Genomic DNA, 18,359 nt, shown 5'->3' on the forward strand with positions numbered 1-18,359 from the left:
GTGCCCAGCAACCCGCGCAACGGCCGCCGCTACCGGCGTCTCGTCGCCTGGCAGAAGGCCCTCGGCCTCCCGTGCTGGATCTGCGGCCACAACATCCCGGAGGCCGTTGACGGCCGCCGGCACCCCCTCGCGTTCACCCTCGACCACTACATCCCCCTCAGCCGCGGCGGAGACCTCCTCGACCCCGCCAACGCCCGCTCAGCGCACCGCCGCTGCAACAGCGCCCGCGGCAACCGCCCCACCCTCAAAGCCCGCACCCAGACCGCCATGAGGTGGTGACCATGCTCCGCACCGCCGACGTGATCCCCTTCCTCCGCGCCCGCTACCAGGAAGAGGCCCGCCTCGCCCACCGAGCCGCCTGGTGCCAGGACGCAGCCACCTGGCACGCCGAACCGTCCCCATACGGCACCGGCGACGGCACCGCCCGCTGGTACATCGCGGACTGCCTGGACGACGGCGTCGTCTCCCACGTGGATCCGTCCGGCTCGGACGACGAACACGTGGCCCGCCACATTGCCCTCTGGGACCCAGCCCGCGTCCAGGCCGACTCGGCGGCCCGGGAACGCGTCCTCGACGCCTGGGAAGACACCGAATACGACGTCCCCGACTACGTCATCGAAGCCCTCGCAGAGCCGTACAAGGACCACCCCGACTACCCCAAGTAGCAGCGCCAGGAGGCGACGACCGTGGTGTCCCTATGGCCCGCCCTGGCCCGCGTAGAGCCAACCTGCTCCTGGCCCCCGCAGTGGGACGCCTGGACCACCAGCGGCCAGTACCTCTACCTCCGCTACCGCAGCGGCAGAGGCAGCGTCACCGCCTACCCCAGCCCCGACTGGGAAGCCTGGGACCCCACCACCGCCCCCCTGATCCAGTGGGACGACGACACCGACGACACGGACATCGAACTCGCCGACTTCCTCGACGCCGCCGGCCTACGCCTCAGGCTCCCCATCACCTGGAGGACGCGCATGGAACGACTCCTGCGCCGCCTCGTCCGCCGCTGCGAAGTCCACGACGCGCCGTCCTACCCCCGCATCCGCGACCTCGAGCACGCCCTCGGCTACCCACCCAGCGAAGCAGCCCCCGACCTCGTCGCGGCACTCAGCGACCCCGACATCATCGACTGCGGCCATCGATGGTGCCCGCGGCGGCGTTGACTCACGTCGGCCCAGCGCTTCCCCCGCGGGGCTCACACCCACGGTTCCTCCGGCCAGGCAGCCCGGCCGGTGTGCGCACTACGACACCCGTCATCACGCAGGGCCGACGCCCGCCAGCCTAGGCACTGCCACCCCAAGCAGCAACGGAGATCGCCATGAGCGAGCCAGACACCACCGGCATCGACGTACGCCTCGCCGCCGACCTCACCGTCATCCGCCCCGGCGACACCGTCCTCGTCCGGCTCTCCACCCCGCGCGTCACCCAGCAGCAGGCGCACGCCGTCAAAGAGCGTCTCGAGGAAGCCCTGCCAGACGTCACAGTGCGTCTCGTCACCGGGGTGGACGGCATCGACGTCTACCGCCCCAGCGACGACGCCCACAGCCCGGCACACGCGTCGAGCACGCACTAAGGTGGCGCGCATGCTCCACCCTGACCTGACCCTGTTCAGCGCCGACCTGCTGTCCAAGTGGGGATTCTGGGACGGCGACGCCCCCGACGCGTGGTTGGACTACTGCGACAGCGAGGGCATCGACCACACCAAGCTCGACTTCCCCACCGCCGCCATCGTCCGCGCCCACCTCGTCCCCGTGCTCGAACAGCACGTCACCGTGGTCGACGTCGAGACCATCCACAACCCCATCCGTGTGCAGACGCGCGACGGCGTAGACGTGAGCGAGACCTGGTACGGCCGAGGCCCGACGCCCCTGCTCACCCCCGAATTGGTCGACGTCCCCATGACCGAGGTCCTGCGCCTGGCCCTCGACGCGGCCGGCCTCACAGAGCCGCCCCGCTACACCCCGCCGCTCAGCAACTGAGCCAGGCCTCACGGAGGTGGTGACCTTGGCCCGTGCCATCGCCTACCCCGAGCACGACGGGCGCTCCTGGCGCTGCGACGGCTGCGGCTCTCACGGCCGAGCCTGCGGAGGCACTGACGGTCACCGCAGAGCAGCCGAGACCATCGCCCTACACATCGAGGACTGCACGCCCAGAGAGACCCCAGGCGGCACCGCACAGTGCCCCGTGTGCGGGCAGCAGGTGGAGTTCCCGGTCTCAGCCACGCACTCGACCGCGACCAGGGTCACGGTCTCAGTCGACCTCACCCCGGTCCGCGAGCACGTCGCCAGCCACCAGGCCCGCTTCACGATGGAGCTGCCGCCGACAGCGAGGTGACGCCCCGTGCTCATCGTGGTCACCGGTCCACCGGCCGCTGGCAAGTCGAGCTGGATCGACGCGCATGCCAAGGCCAGCGACATCGTCATCGACCTCGACCGCATCACCCGCGCGCTCACCGGACCCGGCGCCCCATCCTGGAACCAGGACCCGCTGCAGCTGCGCGTCGCCCACCGCGCCCGGTACGCGGCGATGCGCGAGGCCTTCGAGCTCCGCGACAAGACCGACGTGTACCTGATCCACACCATGCCCACCGCCAAGTGGCTGGCCCGGTACAAGCGCATGGACGCGAAGGTGATCGCGGTCGACCCGGGGCGCACGATCGTGATGCAGCGCATCGAGGCCATGCGCGACCCGGAGATGAAGCGGGTCGCGACCCGGTGGTACCGGTCGCGGCCGGCCACCCAGCCGGGGGCCCGGGCGGGCCGCACGATGGAGTGGTGATCATGGTCGCGGGCAGGTCGATGATCATGGCCCGACCCCTTTTTGAGTGCAGGGTCGGGCGACCCAAACGCCCTTGTCGCCCTGTTTTTTACACGGGGCCCGTACTCACTAATCCGCTGAACTCAGTTCGAGTGAATTAGTAAGCGGAGGCCCCCTCCTATTCACGCGAACTCGGTTCGAGTGAATTAGTGGCGGTCACTCTCGGTGATGTAACGCTGTGTCACGTCGGGGGTGATCATGACCACCAACGTCGAGGCCACCCAGGCGGAGATCGAACACCTCCGTGTCGGCGACATCGCGCCCGGCCTGGCCCAGCTCGCCCTCACCATCGCCGCGTCGCTGGACGGGCACGAAGGTGCGACCGCCAAGGCGAACGCGGCGCGCGAGCTGCGGACTTGTCTCGAGTCCCTGCGCAAGCTCGCGCCGATCGCGGGCGTGGACGACCGGCTCGATGAGCTGACGAAGAAGCGGAGGACCCGACGTGCTCGCTCCGCCTGACCTCATGACGGGCCTGCAGACGCCACGACTGTCCACCGCCCCCGCCGCGTTCCTCTCCTCGGCCGGACAGGAGGCGGTCGAACTGGCGGCGATGGCCGGGCTCGATCTGTTCACCTGGCAGCAGCACGTCCTCGACGTCGGCCTGCGCGAGCGGGACGACGGGTCCTGGGCCGCGTTCGAGGTCTGCGTCAACGTCCCTCGCCAGAATGGGAAGGGCGCGATCATCGAGGCGCGCGAGCTCGCGGGCCTGTTCCTCCTCGATGAGCAGCTGATCATCCACAGCGCGCACGAGTTCAAGACGTCGAAGGTCGCGTTCCAGCGTATCGAAGCGCTGATCCTTGGGTGCCCTGACCTGCGCAAACGTGTGCTGCGGGTGCGTAACAATACGAACGAGACGTCGATCACGCTGGTCACCGGGCAGACGCTGCAGTTCCTGGCCCGCTCCGGCGGCTCGGGCCGTGGCTTCACCGGCGACTGCAACATGATGGACGAGGCGATGATCCTCGGTGACGAGGCCATGGGCGCGCTGATGCCGACCATGTCCGCGATCCCCAACCCGCAGCTGTGGTATCTGGGCAGCGCAGGCATCGGAGCACAGTCGGTGCAGCTGGCGCGGCTGCGGCGCCGCGCGCAGGCCGCTGTCGAGTCGGGGCAGCCCGACCCGTCGATGGCGTACTTCGAGTGGTCGGTCGACCCGCACCTCGACGAGTGCGCGCAGGGCTGCGCCGAGCACGACGACTCCGCTGACCCGGTCGCGTGGGCGCGGGCGAACCCGTCGCTCGGGCACCTGATCAGCACGGAGTTCGTGCGCAACGAGCGCGCCTCGCTGGGCACTGGCGGCGTGTTCGAGCGGGAGCGGCTCGGGGTGGGCCTGTACCCGTCGGACGAGGCGGACACCTGGCAGGTCATTGCCGAGGAGGCGTGGCGGGCGCTGTCGGTCGGGAACGTCGAGGAGATCGCGGCGGCGCGGGCGACGTCGCCGGTGGCGCTGGCGATCGACATGACGCCGGAGCGGTCGCACGCGGCGATCTGTGCGGCGCTGCGCTGGCGGGGCGGTGTGCACGTGGTGGTGGTCGACCACCGGCCCGGTACGGGCTGGATCGTGGGGCGGGCCAAGGAACTGCATGCGAAGTGGAATCCGCGCGCCTGGGTGATCGACCCGGCGTCTGCGGCGGCGTCGCTGATCCCCGAGCTCGAGGACGAGGACGACGGCCTGGGCGTGGAGGTCGTCAAGCCGAAGGCGCGGGAGATGGCGGCGGCGTGCGGGCAGTTCTACGACGCGGTGACCGACCAGTCGCTGACGCACTTCGACGAGGCGCCGATGGCGTCGGCTCTGGCAGGCGCGCAGAAGCGGGACTTGGGCGATGCGTGGGCGTGGGCGCGGCGCACGGTCGGTGTGGACATCAGTCCGCTGGTGGCTGCGACCGAGGCCAAGTGGGGGCTGACCGTGGACGTCGAGGAGACGTCGGATCCGCTGGACAACATCTGGTGAACGGAGAGACCAACATGGGGCGCTTGCAGGCTTTGTGGGTGGGCCTGGCAGGCGTGGCCGGCCTGGCCGTGGGAGCGGCATGGAGGGCCCTCCCCGGCCTGGCCGGCCTTGGCCTGGTGGCGTACGGGGCGTGGCTGGCGTGGCCACCTGCCGGGTTCATGACGGCCGGTGTGCTGGTTCTTGCCGACCTGGTCGCGGACCGCATCAGTAGCGGACGGGGGCAGTCGTGAGTTTCCTTCTGGGGCGCCGTGAACTGCGGGGCCGGCCGACGCCGTTCACCGAGCCGCCGATCCCGCCGAACTCGGCGCAGTCGGCCGGGTACGCGCGGGTGGACCTGTCGCGGACTGAGTCGTCGCTGCAGAAGATCGCGGTGTGGTCGTGCGTGAATCTGGTCGCGACGATCGCGGAGACGATGCCGCTGCAGTACTTCCCGCGGCCGCGGGAGGTGGCGCCGCTGCCGTCGTGGCTGGCCGACCCTGGCGGGGATGGGCACGGGCTGCCGGACTGGACGTCGCAGTACGTGTACTCGGCGATGCTGCGCGGCAACGTGTACGGGTTCGCCGCGGAGCGGGACCGGCTGCGGGGCACGCCGACGCAGATCGCGCTGCAGCATCCCGACCTGGTCGGCGTCTCCCTGGTCAAGGGTGTGCCGCAGTGGCGGGTCAACGGCGAGGACGTGCCGGCCGATGACATGTGGCACCGGCGGGTCCACCCGGTCCCCGGACGGCTGCTGGGTCTGTCGCCGATCGAGCTGCAGGCGTTGACGATCGGGACGGGCATTTCGGCGATGCGGTTCGGGGCGCAGTGGTTCCAGGACGGCGGGCACCCCTCGGCGCTGCTGACGAGTGAAAGCAACCTGGACCAGAAGCAGGCGGCCACCGCGAAGCAGCGGTTCCTCGCGGCGATCTACGGGCGCCGTGAGCCGCTGGTCCTGGGCGCGGGCTGGAAGTACACGAGCATCCAGATCGCCCCCAACGAGTCCCAGTTCCTCGAGACGAACGGTTACACCAGCGCTGAGTGCTGCCGGATCTTCGGGCCCGGGTTCGCGGAGATCTACGGGTACGAGACGGGCGGCAGCCTGACGTACTCGAACATCGAGCAGCGCTCCCTGGACCTGCTCACCTACGCGGTCGACCCGTGGCTGGTGCGCGTCGAGCGCGCCCTCACTGGGCTGCTGCCGGCGGGCGAGACCGTCAAGTTCAACCGGGGCGCCCTGGTCCGCACGGACCTGCTCACCCGGTACAAGGCGCACGCCATCGCGCTGCGCAACCAGTTCAAGGTCATCAACGAGGTCCGTGACCTCGAGGACGAAGGCCCGGTCCCGTGGGGCGACAAGCCCAGCACGGATGCCCCGGCCAACCACGACCCGACAGGAGGTCAGTCATGAGCGACAAGTCCGAACGCGCCTCTGTCACGGGGGTCGTGCGCCGCGCGTTCCCCGTCCAGCTCGAGGTGCGGGCGAAGAAGGACACGCCGTCCGTGTCGACGATCGAGGGGTACGCCTCGGTGACGGAGCAGCCGTTCGAGATGTGGGACTGGCTGGGCCCGTACTCCGAGGTCGTTCGAGCCGGGGCGTTCGCGAAGACGCTCGGCGAGAACCCTCAGGTGCAGCTCCTGCTGAACCACGCCGGGCTGGCGATGGCGTACACGAAGGCTGGAACGCTTCGCCTGTCGGAGGACACGACCGGCCTGCACATGGAGGCCGACGTCTCCACGAAGCGCTCGGACGTGGGCGACATGCTTGCCGCGCTCGAGGAGAAGAGCGTGGACGAGATGTCGTTCGCGTTCCGTGTCACCCGCCAGATGTGGTCCCCGGACTACGATCAGCGCGACATCCTCGAGGTCGACCTGCACCGCGGCGACGTGTCCGTGGTGAACTTCGGTGCCAACCCGGCCACGAGCGTCGCACCTGCGATGCGGGCCGCGGACTTCGACCAGATCGGCGAGGACGACGCCCGCGCGCTCATGGAGCGCCTGCAGCGCCGTTTCGCCGCTCCGGTCGTGGAGCCCGAGCGGGTTCCGGCCGGGCATCCCCTCTCGTTGTACCTGGCTCAGGCCGAGGCCCTCGCCCTGTAGCCGCACCCCGCCTGCACCACCCGACGCGCCGGAGCCCACGCCGGAGCGCTCTGCGGCATGCCCGCAGGCGCCACCACCTGGGCCACCACCCGTACGGCCAGCAGGCGCGACCCCATCGATCACCGATCACTGAAGGAGTGAGCCATGCTCGCATTCCTGCGTAAGCAGCTGCAGGACCTGCTCGAGCAGCGGGCCGCGCTGAAGACCGAACTCGACGCCGTGCTGAAGGCGCCGACGGACGAGAAGCGCGGCCTCACTGACGACGAGGACAAGACGTTCGCCGAGAAGCGGGACGGCATCAAGAAGGTGGACGCCGACATGGCGGCCATCGAGCAGCGGATCGCGGACCTCGAGGATGAGGAGAAGCGCGCTGCGAAGGCGGACGAGCTGCGCGGGAAGTTCTCCCCGGAGGGCCCGCAGCCCACCGGGGTCAAGGTCGTGTCCGAGCCGGAGACCTACCGCAAGGGCGGCAAGGCCTCCTACTTCCGCGACCTGTACCGCTCGCAGCACGTCGGCGACAGGGGCGCGCTCGAGCGCCTGCAGCGCAACGACCAGGAGGTCGCGGCCGGCCTGGAGAAGCGCGCCATCACCACCACGGACGGATCGGCCGGCGAGTTCGTGCCGCCGCTGTGGATGATCGACGACTACGTGGCCCTCGCCCGCGCGGGCCGTGTCGTCGCTGACCAGATCGCGCACCAGCCGCTGCCGCCGGGCACCGACACGATCAGCCTGCCGAAGGTGGTGACCGGCACCGCCACGGCGGAGCAGGCGTCGCAGAACACCGCGGTGCAGAACACGGACGCGACGACCGGTTCGGTCTCCGCGTCCGTCGCGACGATCGCGGGCCAGCAGGTGGTGCCGCAGCAGCTGATCGACCAGTCGCCGATCAACATGGACCAGATCCTGCTCGCGGACCTGGCCGCGGACTACGCGACGAAGCTCGACGTGTTCTGCATCAGCAACAACGCGGCGAACAAGCGCGGCCTGCTGAACGTGACCGGCGCGAACGCCATCACGTACACGGACGCCACGCCGACCGTGGGCGAGGCGTACTCGAAGGTCGGCGACGGCATCCAGCAGATCCACACCGGGCGGCTGCTGCCGCCGGACAAGATCTTCATGCACCCGCGCCGGTGGGCCTGGTACACGGTGTCCCTGGACACCCAGGGCCGGCCGCTGGTCGTCCCGGTGGCGAACATGCCCGCCAACGTCCTGGCCTCTATGAGCGACGTCGTGTCCGAGGGGTTCGTGGGGACGCTGCAGGGCCTGCCCGTGTACGTCGACCCAAACATCCCGACCAACCTCGGCGCTGGCACCAACGAGGACCGGATCATCCCGATCCGCTCCACCGACGTGATCCTCTTCGAGGGCACCCCGCGCGCGGAGACCTTCCGCGAGACGAAGGCCGACCAGCTGTCCGTGCTGCTGCGGTTCTACAACTACGCGGCCCTGCACTCCGAGCGCTACCCGAAGTCGATCTCGATCGTCTCCGGCACCGGCCTCATCGCCCCGGTCTTCTAGTTCGCCCCTGGCCCCGGCACCGACCTGGTGCCGGGGCTTCACCGTGAAGGGAGTTCACCCCATGCAGAGCGAAGACGAGCGGGTCGAGGCGGAGGCCGCCGCCTCGCAGCGGAAGGCGCTGCGGGCCTCGCTGGAGCGGGAGCGCGACGGCTACAAGACGCGCGGCCTGGACGACCGCGCCGCGCAGGTCGAGGAACAGCTCAACCTGCTCGACGACGACCACGACCAGGAGAGCGCCGAGGATGGCGAGGAATCCTCGGAGTCCGGTGAGGAATCTTCGGAGTCCGGTGAGGAGCGCATGCCGAGCGCGCCGGTGGAGCGTGCGGTCGAGTCGAAGCCGCGCAGCACAGCGGGCCGCGCCCGCGGTAAGTGAGGCGGTCCGCATGGCGCTGCTGACGCTGGCCGAGGCGAAGGCGCAGCTGGACATCGACGGTACGGGGCAGGACGCCGAGCTGCAGGTGTACGTGGATGCGCTGACCGCGACGATCGAACGGCACGTGGGCCCGGTCGAGATCCGCACCGTGAGCGAGGTCGTGGACGGGCGGGCGGCCCTCGTGCTCACGCAGGCGCCGGCGGTGTCGCTGACCTCGCTCACCCCGCTTATGACGGCCGGCCTGGCCGTCTCGGTGGGTGAGGTGTTCCTCGACGGAGACAGCGGCGTCGTACGGCGCCTGGACGGCGCCGTGTTCACCGGCGGCCCATGGCGGGCCGTGTACGAGGCGGGGCGCGGCGCTGTGCCGCCCACGATCAACCTCGCCGCGCGGATCCTGCTGCAGCACCTGTGGCGCACCCAATACGGGGCGTCGCGCGGCCTGTCCGGGATCGGGGGCGGCGACGACTTCAACGTCACGGAGGCCGTGCCCGGTTGGGGCTACGCGATCCCGAACCGGGTGCTGCAGCTGCTCGAGCCCTACAAGGTTCCTGCGGGGGTGGCGTAGTGCAGACCTCCCGAGTGCCGGCGGCGATGGACGCACTGCTGGCGATCCTTCGGGCCCGGCCCGCGCTCGCGGACGTCGCCGTTGTCGATGGTGAGACAGCGGTGAACCTGACCCAGCGGCGCCGGATCCATGTCGGCTGGTCACCGGGCGCCGATCAGGCGGTCGAGGTCCAGCAGCAGTTCAACGCCGCGGGTGCCCGAACCCGCGACGAAGTGTTCTCGATCAGCTGCTATGCCGAATCGCGGGGCGGCGACAAGGACATGTCTTTCCGCCGTAACGATGCGTTCGACCTGGTCGGCGAGGTCGAGCAGGCGCTCCGCGCGAGCGATGCGGCACCTGAGGCTCCGACCCTGAACGGCTCCGTGCTGTGGGCGGAGTTGACCACGGGCAACGTCCTGCAGGACACGGCCGAGGGCGCGACCGTCGGTGTCATCTTCGCGGTGTCCTGCCGGGCCCGTATCTGATCCACCCCACTCAAGACTGGAGTACTGCCATGGCGCGTGTGCGCTACCTGGGCCCGGAGCCGGTGACCGTGCCCGAGCTCGGCGACCTGCTCGTCGAGCCGGACCAGGTTGTCGAGGTCCCCGACGAGCGGTTCGAGGGCTACGTCTGCCAGACCACCAACTGGGAGTCCGTCGAGGAGCCCGGCCTCAAGGCCGCGGCCGCGGAGAAGAAGGCGGCCCGTGACCGTGCCGCGAAGGGAGCTGATCTCTGATGGCGATCGGTTCGGGCCTTGGCGCCCAGATCGGCTACTCGCCGGAGTCGTCCTACGGGACCTTCGTCGCTCCGGCGAAATTTGTGGAGTTCACGAAGGAGAGCCTCGCTCTCAAGAAGACGACAGCGCAGTCCGCGGGTATCGCAGCCGGCCGGCTGCTCCCTCTCTCGGCGCGGCGGGTGCTCACCCGCCAGGAGGTCCAGGGATCCATCGACCTGGAGATCGTCAACAAGTCCATGGGCGGCCTGCTTCAGGCGTTGATGGGTACGACGGTCACGCCGGTGCAGCAGGTCGCGACGACCGCCTACCTGCAGACTCACATCCTCGCGGACACGTTCGGCAAGAGCCTGACGATCCAGAAGGGCGTACCGCTGACCACGGGCGTGGTCACGGACAAAACTTTCTTGGGCTGCAAGGTCACCAGCGCGGAATTCTCGTGCGAGGTGGGTGGCATGCTCACCGGCAGCTTCGAGTTCGACGGCAAGTCGTGCGACGAGGCACAGACACTGGCGAGCGCGAGCTACCCGAACATGTCGCCCTTCCACTTCGCGCAGATGGCCGTCAAGACCGGCACGTACGCGTCGGAGACGGCACGAGACGGCGTCCGCAAGATGTCCGTGAAGATCGAGCGTCCGCAGGCGACGGAACGCTTCTACGCGGGCCAGGCCGGGCTGAAGAAGGAACCCATCTCGAACGACCAGGTGAAGATCACCGGGACGATCGAGGGGGACTACATCGACACGATCCTCGACGACCTGCACACCAGCGACGGCGCGACCTCCCTGGTGTGGGAGTTCATCGGCCCGATCATCGCGTCGACCTACGCGGAAACCTTCCGCATCACGCTGCCCGCGGTCCGCTTCGACGAGGGCCCCCCGGTCGTCGACGGATTCGACGTCGTGAAGCCGAGCTTCAACTTCACCTCGCTGTACGACGGCACGAACCCGGTGAAGATCGAGTACATGTCTACGGACGTCACTCTGTGAGGTGACCTCGTGGTCTCCGACATCCGCATCACGAACACCGGCAGCCTGCTCGAACTGCAGCGCCGACTGCGGGCTGCCGGTCACGAGAACATCCGCGCCAGCATGCAGCGCCGCCTGCGGCACGCGGCCGAGCCCCTGCGGGACGATCTGCAGTCCGCGATCAGCGGGCTGGACATCAGCTCGCAGGGGCGCCGCGGCCGGCCGGGCGGACCGTCCCCGACAACCCGCCCACTGCGCGCCACGATCGCCGAGGCCATTCGGATCTCCGTGCGGACCGCGGGCAACCCCGGCGCCCGCGTGTGGCTCGACAAAGGGCGCCTGCCCTCCGACATCCCGATGGGCCTGGTCAACCGGATCAACGAAGGCCGCATCAGGCACCCCGTGTTCAACAACCGCAAGCGCTGGGTGCAGCAGAACGCGACCCCGTTGTGGTGGGACAACACCGTCCGTAAGGGCCGCCCGCGCATGGAGCGCGAGGCCGCCCGTGTCCTCGACGACGTCCGCCGTCGTCTCGAATAGCCAGGAGCAACCTGTGATCGTTTCCTACCGCCTCGACGACGGCACTCTCGAAGAGGTCTCCACAGATGACCTGTCCGCGATCGAGGCCTCGGTTATCGAGTCCGCGACGGGCCTGGACTGGGACGACGTCGACGGCGCGCTGCGCCTGCAGCAGCCGACCGCGATGCGGGCCGTGTTGTGGGTGTTCCGCAAGCGCCTGCAGCCCACGCTGCGGTTCTCCGAGTTCGACCTGCCCGGATGGAAGCGGCGCACGAAGGCCCGGCTGGAGTATCCGGAGATCCGCGACATGGTCGAGTCGTTGAAGAAGAACCCTGAGGCCACGGACGAGGTCGTCGAGCAGATGACCCGTCACATGCGGAACATGGCGCACGACGAGGCCGACGTCGACCGGGCTTTCCAGGAGCTGGCCCCAAAAGCCCCGGCCACCGCCACCCCGTCGGCACCGGAGCCGGTCCTCTCGCCGGACGCCGCATCGGAGACCTCCTCGACGACTACTGGCCTCTGATCGCCCATCTCCTGCACATCGGCCCTGCCGAGCTCGAGGCGCTGCCGCTTGCTCGATTTCTCCAGGCCGTGGTCTGGGTCGACCGACACGTGGCCGCGCAGGCCCAAGCCTCTGGGGGTGAGTGATGTCCGGTACGCGTCTCACGTTCACGCTGGAGGGCCGCGACCGTCTGTCCCGGGTCCTGGACAAGGCGGGCGACTCGGCGGGCGATCTGGAGAAGAAGCTCGCTCTGGTCGGGGCGGCGATCCCCGCGGCTGCCGCGCTGGCCCCGCTCGCCGCGCAGGCCGGCGCCGCGGCTGTCGCAGTGGCCGCGTTCGGTGCGGCCGTCATCCCGCAGATCGGCGCACTGTCGGATGCGAGCAAGGCGCAGGCGAAATATGAGGAAGCGTCCCGCAAGTCGGGTGCCACGTCGAAGGAGGCGCTGGCTGCTCAGCGGGAGTTTCAGCAGCAGGTCAAGCAGATGCCGTCCGCGACCCGCGAGGCGGCGGCTGGTCTGTCGACGCTGAAGAAGCAGTACACGGCCTGGTCGGATGGGCTGGCCAAGGACACCATGCCGGTGTTCACCCACGGCCTGGCCATCACGTCGGCGATGCTGCCGAAGCTGACACCCCTGGTCAAGGGCGCGGCATCGGAGCTGGACCGGTTCATGACCACGGTGGCCGGCGGGGTCAACACCACCGGCTTCGACAAGCTGTCGACGACGTTCGCGAAGTTCGCGACCGACTCCATGCGGCGGGCGAACGATGGCCTGATCAGCTTCATGCGCACGCTCGACACCGGCAAGGTCGGCGGCAGCCTGTCGGAGTTCATGAACTACGCGCGGGCGCAGGGCCCGCTGCTGGCGGAGACGTTGAAGAACGTGGGCGCGGCAGCCCTGAACCTGCTGCAGGCCGCTTCCGGCGTGGGTGTGGGGCTGCTGCAGCTGGCGAACTCGGCGGCGGCCGTGGTCGCCTCGCTGCCGCCCGGGTTCGTCACCGTGCTGATGCAGACCGCGGTCGCGATCCGTGCGGTGCGCCTGGCAGGCTCCGGGATCCAGCTCCTGGCCGGCGGCTTCCTCACTGCGTCGACGGCGATCCGCGGCATGGGCACGGCAGCCCTCGGTTCGGCCACGACGATGGGATCGCTGCGTCTGGCGCTGGGCACCCTTTCCACCGGGGCGAAGCTGAACCTCGCCGCGGTCGGGATCGGTCTCGCGGTGGTGGCCATCACCAAGCTGGCCAAGCTGGGCAAGGCCGCGCCGCCGGACGTCGACAAGCTGTCGGCGAGCCTGGTCAAGCTGACCCAGACCGGGAAGTCGACGGGCGAGGCGTCCCGGGTGTTCGGCGAGAACATGTCCGGGCTGTACGACTCGGTGCGCAACATCACCGACCCGTCCCTGGTGGACCAGATCCAGAACGGCTTCGTGAAGATCTTCACCGCCGGACAGGTCAACTCCACCGCGAGCACCGACGCCCAGGAGAAGCTGGACGCGATCGATGACTCGCTCGTCAAGCTCGTCAAGGGCGGCAACGCCGACCTGGCGGCCGCGGCACTGGACAACCTGGCGGCCAAGTACGCCAAGGGCGGGCACGACGCGTCCAAGTTCCGCGCCCAGATGGACGAGTACAACAAGGCCCTGGCCGACCAGCGGTTCGCGCAGGAACTCGCCGCGCAGGCGCAGGGCCTGTTCGGCGCTCAGGCGCAGAAGACGCAGGCCGCGCTCGCTGCTCAGAAGCAGAGCGCGGACGGGCTGCGGCAGAGCATCGAGGCGCTGAACGATGCGAACCGCAGTGCGCTCGGCGGGCAGATCGGATTCGATGCGGCGATCGACGCGGCCGCGAAGTCCGCGAAGGAGAACCACGACTCGCTGCGCATGGTCAACGGGCAGTTGGACACCAACTCGCCCAAGGCCCAGGCTGCGGCAACGGCGCTGAACGATCTGGCCGCGAAGACGAAGGACGCCGCTCTCGCGAACTATGAGGCCACCGGGTCGTGGGACGGTGCCATCGGTATCTACGAGCGGGGCCGCAAGGAGTTCATCAGGTCGGCGATGGCGATGGGCCTCAACCGGAAGGAGGCACAGGCTCTCGCGAAACAGATCGGGGATATCCCGGACAAGACGGCCCGGGTGAAGATGAGCAGCGAGGACGCTGCCCGCGATCTCGACACGTTCGTCGCCAAGATGCAGAAGGCGCCCGGCTCGAAGTCTGTCACCCTCAAGACGCTCAGCTCGTCGGCCGAGGCCCTGCTCTCGCAGTTCGGGTACAAGGTCAAGCGCCTGCCGGACGGGTCGGTGAAAATCACCGCCATCACGGGCAGTGCCCTGGCGGGGATCGGCGCGGTGAAGTCGGCGCGTGACGGGCTCAAGAACAAGACGATCACCATCACGACGGTCCGGGCCACGTACTTCACGACAAGCGGCCGCCCGGGTCAGACGGTGGCGGCAGCTCACCGTCCGGACCTCGCCCGGGGTGGCCCGGTCCGCGGGTACGCGGGCGGCGGGCCGCTGCAGTTCTTCCCCAACGGCGGTCTCATCTCCGGCCCCGGCAGCGGCACGTCGGACAGCATCCTCGCGATGTTCGCATCGGGTGCGATGGCAGGCGTGTCGAACACCGAGTTCGTCGTCAAGTCGGCGTCCGTCAGCAAGTACGGGATCCCCCTGCTCACTGCGCTCAATGACGGACGTCTGGAGCAGTTCCTAGCTGGCCGCGGTCTGGCCGGCGGCGGCACCTCAGGTGCGGGCACCCAGGCGGGACGGGGTCTGGCTCAGGGACTCATCGGCAGCAAGGGCACCGTCGGTGACGCAGCCCGGGCCATGGCATCCGCTGTGGAGACGGGCATCCGTGACGAGCTGGAGATCCGGTCACCGTCGAAGAAGACGAAGGCCCTCATGGCCGACGTCGGCAAGGGCATGATCCTCGGGCTCACCGGCTCACAGGCCAAGATCAAGTCCACGTCCAAGGACCTGGCCATGGACATCTGGAAAGCGTTCTCCGGCACCAAGGACAACCGCCTGGTAGCCATGGTCAACCGGGAGACGGCCAAGCTCCTGTCGGCGGCGAAGAAGCGGGACGCCCTTCAGAAGAAGATCGCCGAAGCGAAGGCGTTCGCCTCGGACATCACGAAGAACGCACGCGAGGGCGCCGGTCTGTCCAGCTTGGGCATGGAGCCGGACAAGGTCACCGCGGGCGGTATCAAGGCCGGACTGGCGGGCAAGCTGTCGCAGCTCAAGCAGTTCACCCGGTACATCGACATCCTCGGCAAGAAGGGCCTGAGCAAGAGCCTGCTGCGGCAGATTCTCCAAATGGGCCCGGAGGCCGGGTACGCCTACGCCTCGGCGCTGGTCGGTGCGGACAAGAACACCTTCAAGTCCATCAACTCCATGCAGGGGCAGCTGGACAAGTCGACGACGAAGCTCGGCAAGCTCGGCGCCGACCGCCTGTACGACTCGGGCAAGAACGCGTCGAAGGGGTTCCTGAAGGGGCTGGAGTCCCAGGAGAAGGAACTCCAGAAGACCATGATCAGGATTGCCAAGGCGATGCAGCACGCGCTGCGTGAAGCCCTCGGCATCAAGTCGCCGGCCACGAAGATGAAGCCCGACGGAATCAACACGGCCCGCGGGATCGCGGTCGGTGTTCTCGCCGGCCTGCCCCACATCGACCGCGCCATGAACGTGGTGGCCGGGCGGATGGCGGGCCGCGCCACCGTTCCGGCGGGCAAGGCCGCTGCAGCTGGCTCCGGCGGCCTCGTCTACAACATCAGCTTCGTCATCGAGCAGGCGATGGACCCAGTCGCTGTCGGCCGCGAAGTGCAGCGGATCCTGCTCCAGTTCGGACGCGCGCAGGGCGCGACCGTGCGCCTGAACCTCGGGGGGTGAACGGATGGCCCTGCTCGTAGAGGTGGGCTGGGGTGGCCTGGTGCAACTGCCGGCCACCATCACCTGGACGGACATCAGCCCGTACGTCGACGGCATCGTCCAGGGCGTCGTCATCTCCCGGGGTGCGGCGGACGAACGGTCGGAGACGCAGCCCGGCACGGCGACCCTGACCCTGGACAACCAGGACGGCAGGTTCACCCCCGGCAACAGCTCCAGTCCCTACTACCCGTACGTGCGGCGCAATGCGCCGATCCGGATCGCTCAGGCCGTGACACCGACACGGTCCGGATCGGCGCCCTACCCGCTCGCCTCGCTGGGTGACGATTTCGACGACAACAGCGTGAACACCACGCTGTGGCCCAACAACTACGGCGGGGCCTCCGAGACCGGCGGCCGGATGCGGGTCCCGGTCCCCGTCGGCACCACGGCCGGCTACCAGTCGGCCCGCGAGTGGACGGTCACCGGATCGAAGCTGACGGCGAAGCTCGTCACCCTGCCGGCCGCGAACGGCAGTAGCAGTAGCTCGGCGTCGATGTGGGTCAACTCGACCACGTCCGGTACCCGGATCGGCTGGTCGTACAACGCCGTCTCCGGGCTCCTGTCCTGCCAGAACCAGACCGGCTTCTCCGACGGCTCGGCCGTGTCGATGGCCTACTCCGCGATCGACCACGTGTGGCTGCGGGTCCGGGAAGCCAGCGGCACCGTGTACTGGGAGAGCAGCGGTGACGGTGCCAGCTGGACCGTGCGGCGCTCGCTGGCCGCCCCGGCCTGGGTGACGAGCCAGACCGTCGCCGTCGAGTTCGCCGCCACCCGTACCGGTGGCACCGCGGACTACATCGAGTGGGACCTGGTCGGCGCCGACGTCCGGCCCCGCTTCTACGGCATGGTCAACGAGTTCCCCATCGAATGGCAGGGCCTGGTCTCCACGGTGCAGATCTCGTGCACTGATCTGTTCAAGAGGCTCAACCGCCTGCCGGACCTGAAAAGCATGCTGGCCGAGGAGATCGTGCACCAGGACGTCGCCGGCGTCTTCGACTTCGTCTCGGCGTACTACCCGCTCACCGAACCCTCCGGATCGCTGGCGGCCGGCGACCTGTCTGGGCGCGGCAGCGGCGCGCTCGCCGTCACCCAGGTCAGCACCGGCGGGACGCTCGACTTCGGCACGGACGGGCTCGCCGACACCGGCGATACATGCGCCACCTTCACGCCCGCCAGCGCCAGCGCAGGCAAATACTTGACGGGCGACCTGGGCGCACAGTTCGCGGCCGACTCCACCACGTACTGGCAGACCGTCGAGTTCTGGATCAAGACGACCACGGTCAGCCGCGCGATCCTCGGCATGTTCGACAGCGGCCTCGATCACCAGATCGTGTACGCCCTCAACGCCAGCGGCGTCCTGACGATCGAGCACACAGACGGCGGTGGCACCCTCACCGTGTACACCTCGGGCGGGGCCAGCCTCACGGACGGGAACTGGCACCACGTTGTTCACGACGGCTACCCCACCAAGCAGCTCTATGTGGACGGTGTGGCCTCGAGCTTCACCAACAGCGTCGTCGACATGACCGGCCTGCGCACCATGCACATCGGCGGCTACCGCGGCGCCCGCCTGTTTGCCGGACAGATCGCGCACGTGTCGGTGACCTCGGTCAACGGGAACATCGGCGCCACCGTCTCGCCGGCGCACTACCAGGCGGCAACATCCGGGTTCTCCGGTGAGGCAGCGAATCTACGGATCCAGCGCCTCGCCCGATACGCGAGCATCCCGTCGGTGACGATCGTGGGCAGCACACACGACGCCATCGCCTCACAGGGTCCCGGCGGCAGCGGCGTCGTGGCCCGCATGCGGGAGGTCGAGTCCACCGAGTCCGGCAAGCTCTATGCCGCGCGCGACTCCTACGGGCTCGTCTACCAGTCCCGCGACGTCCGCTACAACCCTGACCCGTCCACCGAGGCGTTCCAGATCGACTACGCCGATCTGGAGCCCGGCACCGGCTACGCCGACGATGATCAGAAGCTGGCCAACTCGGCGGAGGGCGGCCGACCGGGCGGTGCCGTACAGAAGGTCACGGCGCCCTCGAGCATCCTGGCGTTCGGGGAGTACCCGGCGCAGGGCGGCGAGATCAGCCTGCTCAAGACCAACGACAACAGCGTGCTGGACGCCCTGTACTGGCTGGTCTCCCGGTATGCGAACCCGCAGCCGGAGATGCGCGAGGTGGTCATCGAGGCGTACACGCTGGCCGCCTACCTGAGCATCCTCGCCGCTGAAATCAGCGGCTTCTTCACCGTCCTCAACATGCCCTCGCAGGCCCCGACGTCGTCCGTGCGCTGCACCATCGAGGGCTACACCGAGACGCTCAAAGAGCGGTCGCACGTCATCCAGTTCCATACCTCGGCGTCGGTCACCGACTCGGTGTGGGTGCTGGGCGACTCGGTCTACGGCGTCCTCGATTCCACCACCCGCCTCGCCTACTAGGAGCC

At 69.0% G+C, this 18,359-nt stretch carries 21 protein-coding genes; all 21 read left to right on the forward strand.

Going from position 1 to position 18,359, the window contains the following annotated elements; translation table 11 throughout:
* The 21 genes from ACFYYF_RS40430 to ACFYYF_RS40530 all read left to right on the forward strand — a co-directional run bounded on the left by ACFYYF_RS40430 (window position 1) and on the right by ACFYYF_RS40530 (window position 18,354).
* Window positions 1-279, forward strand: coding sequence for an HNH endonuclease (locus ACFYYF_RS40430; RefSeq protein ID WP_388784240.1), 279 nt, complete (start codon window positions 1-3; stop codon window positions 277-279).
* A 2-nt stretch (window positions 280-281) separates the two neighbouring features.
* Window positions 282-665 carry a DUF6221 family protein gene (locus ACFYYF_RS40435; RefSeq protein ID WP_388784242.1) on the forward strand — a complete coding sequence of 128 codons (384 nt, stop codon included), beginning with the start codon at window positions 282-284 and terminating at the stop codon, window positions 663-665.
* Window positions 666-686: 21 nt separating this feature from the next.
* The gene (locus tag ACFYYF_RS40440; RefSeq protein ID WP_388784245.1) at window positions 687-1,157 is read left to right on the forward strand and encodes a hypothetical protein; all 471 of its coding nucleotides are present in this window, start codon (window positions 687-689) and stop codon (window positions 1,155-1,157) included.
* A 155-nt stretch (window positions 1,158-1,312) separates the two neighbouring features.
* Window positions 1,313-1,567: a hypothetical protein gene (locus ACFYYF_RS40445; protein WP_388784248.1), complete on the forward strand. Its 255-nt coding sequence runs from the start codon at window positions 1,313-1,315 to the stop codon at window positions 1,565-1,567.
* Window positions 1,568-1,577: 10 nt separating this feature from the next.
* A complete protein-coding gene (locus ACFYYF_RS40450) occupies window positions 1,578-1,973 on the forward strand; it encodes a hypothetical protein (protein WP_388784251.1) in 396 nt (131 codons plus the stop codon).
* Between the two features lie 361 nt (window positions 1,974-2,334).
* Window positions 2,335-2,772, forward strand: a complete 438-nt coding sequence (locus tag ACFYYF_RS40455) for an AAA family ATPase (RefSeq protein ID WP_388784254.1) — start codon at window positions 2,335-2,337, stop codon at window positions 2,770-2,772.
* A gap of 237 nt (window positions 2,773-3,009) precedes the next feature.
* A complete protein-coding gene (locus tag ACFYYF_RS40460; protein ID WP_388784256.1) occupies window positions 3,010-3,270 on the forward strand; it encodes a hypothetical protein in 261 nt (86 codons plus the stop codon).
* Window positions 3,271-3,274: 4 nt separating this feature from the next.
* Window positions 3,275-4,762 carry a terminase gene (locus ACFYYF_RS40465; protein WP_388784259.1) on the forward strand — a complete coding sequence of 496 codons (1,488 nt, stop codon included), beginning with the start codon at window positions 3,275-3,277 and terminating at the stop codon, window positions 4,760-4,762.
* Window positions 4,763-4,800: 38 nt separating this feature from the next.
* Window positions 4,801-4,992, forward strand: a complete 192-nt coding sequence (locus ACFYYF_RS40470) for a hypothetical protein (protein WP_388784261.1) — start codon at window positions 4,801-4,803, stop codon at window positions 4,990-4,992.
* The gene (locus tag ACFYYF_RS40475) at window positions 4,989-6,149 is read left to right on the forward strand and encodes a phage portal protein (protein ID WP_388784264.1); all 1,161 of its coding nucleotides are present in this window, start codon (window positions 4,989-4,991) and stop codon (window positions 6,147-6,149) included. Before ACFYYF_RS40470 ends, ACFYYF_RS40475 begins: the two co-directional genes overlap by 4 nt.
* On the forward strand, window positions 6,146-6,838 hold the full coding sequence (locus ACFYYF_RS40480; protein WP_388784266.1) for an HK97 family phage prohead protease: 693 nt from the start codon (window positions 6,146-6,148) through the stop codon (window positions 6,836-6,838). The genes ACFYYF_RS40475 and ACFYYF_RS40480 overlap by 4 nt, the downstream gene beginning before the upstream one ends.
* A 144-nt stretch (window positions 6,839-6,982) precedes the next feature.
* Window positions 6,983-8,359, forward strand: coding sequence for a phage major capsid protein (locus ACFYYF_RS40485; RefSeq protein WP_388784269.1), 1,377 nt, complete (start codon window positions 6,983-6,985; stop codon window positions 8,357-8,359).
* A gap of 61 nt (window positions 8,360-8,420) precedes the next feature.
* Window positions 8,421-8,732 (forward strand): hypothetical protein, encoded by a 312-nt coding sequence (locus ACFYYF_RS40490; RefSeq protein WP_388784272.1) that lies wholly within the window; start codon window positions 8,421-8,423, stop codon window positions 8,730-8,732.
* A 10-nt stretch (window positions 8,733-8,742) separates the two neighbouring features.
* Window positions 8,743-9,297: a head-tail connector protein gene (locus ACFYYF_RS40495; protein WP_388784275.1), complete on the forward strand. Its 555-nt coding sequence runs from the start codon at window positions 8,743-8,745 to the stop codon at window positions 9,295-9,297.
* Window positions 9,298-9,323: 26 nt separating this feature from the next.
* Entirely contained in the window at window positions 9,324-9,761 is a 438-nt protein-coding gene (locus ACFYYF_RS40500; RefSeq protein ID WP_388784278.1) for a hypothetical protein, read from the forward strand.
* A gap of 29 nt (window positions 9,762-9,790) precedes the next feature.
* Window positions 9,791-10,012, forward strand: coding sequence for a hypothetical protein (locus ACFYYF_RS40505; protein WP_388784280.1), 222 nt, complete (start codon window positions 9,791-9,793; stop codon window positions 10,010-10,012).
* Window positions 10,012-10,998, forward strand: a complete 987-nt coding sequence (locus ACFYYF_RS40510; RefSeq protein WP_388784283.1) for a phage tail tube protein — start codon at window positions 10,012-10,014, stop codon at window positions 10,996-10,998. Before ACFYYF_RS40505 ends, ACFYYF_RS40510 begins: the two co-directional genes overlap by 1 nt.
* A gap of 9 nt (window positions 10,999-11,007) precedes the next feature.
* On the forward strand, window positions 11,008-11,517 hold the full coding sequence (locus tag ACFYYF_RS40515; protein WP_388784286.1) for a hypothetical protein: 510 nt from the start codon (window positions 11,008-11,010) through the stop codon (window positions 11,515-11,517).
* A 13-nt stretch (window positions 11,518-11,530) separates the two neighbouring features.
* A complete protein-coding gene (locus ACFYYF_RS40520) occupies window positions 11,531-12,022 on the forward strand; it encodes a hypothetical protein (protein ID WP_388784289.1) in 492 nt (163 codons plus the stop codon).
* A 124-nt stretch (window positions 12,023-12,146) separates the two neighbouring features.
* Window positions 12,147-15,878 carry a hypothetical protein gene (locus ACFYYF_RS40525; protein ID WP_388784292.1) on the forward strand — a complete coding sequence of 1,244 codons (3,732 nt, stop codon included), beginning with the start codon at window positions 12,147-12,149 and terminating at the stop codon, window positions 15,876-15,878.
* A 4-nt stretch (window positions 15,879-15,882) separates the two neighbouring features.
* A complete protein-coding gene (locus ACFYYF_RS40530) occupies window positions 15,883-18,354 on the forward strand; it encodes a LamG-like jellyroll fold domain-containing protein (RefSeq protein ID WP_388784295.1) in 2,472 nt (823 codons plus the stop codon).
* The last annotated feature ends 5 nt before the right edge of the window (window positions 18,355-18,359 follow it).

The sequence above is a fragment of the Streptomyces sp. NPDC001914 genome, assembly GCF_042891215.1.
GTDB lineage: Bacteria > Actinomycetota > Actinomycetes > Streptomycetales > Streptomycetaceae > Streptomyces.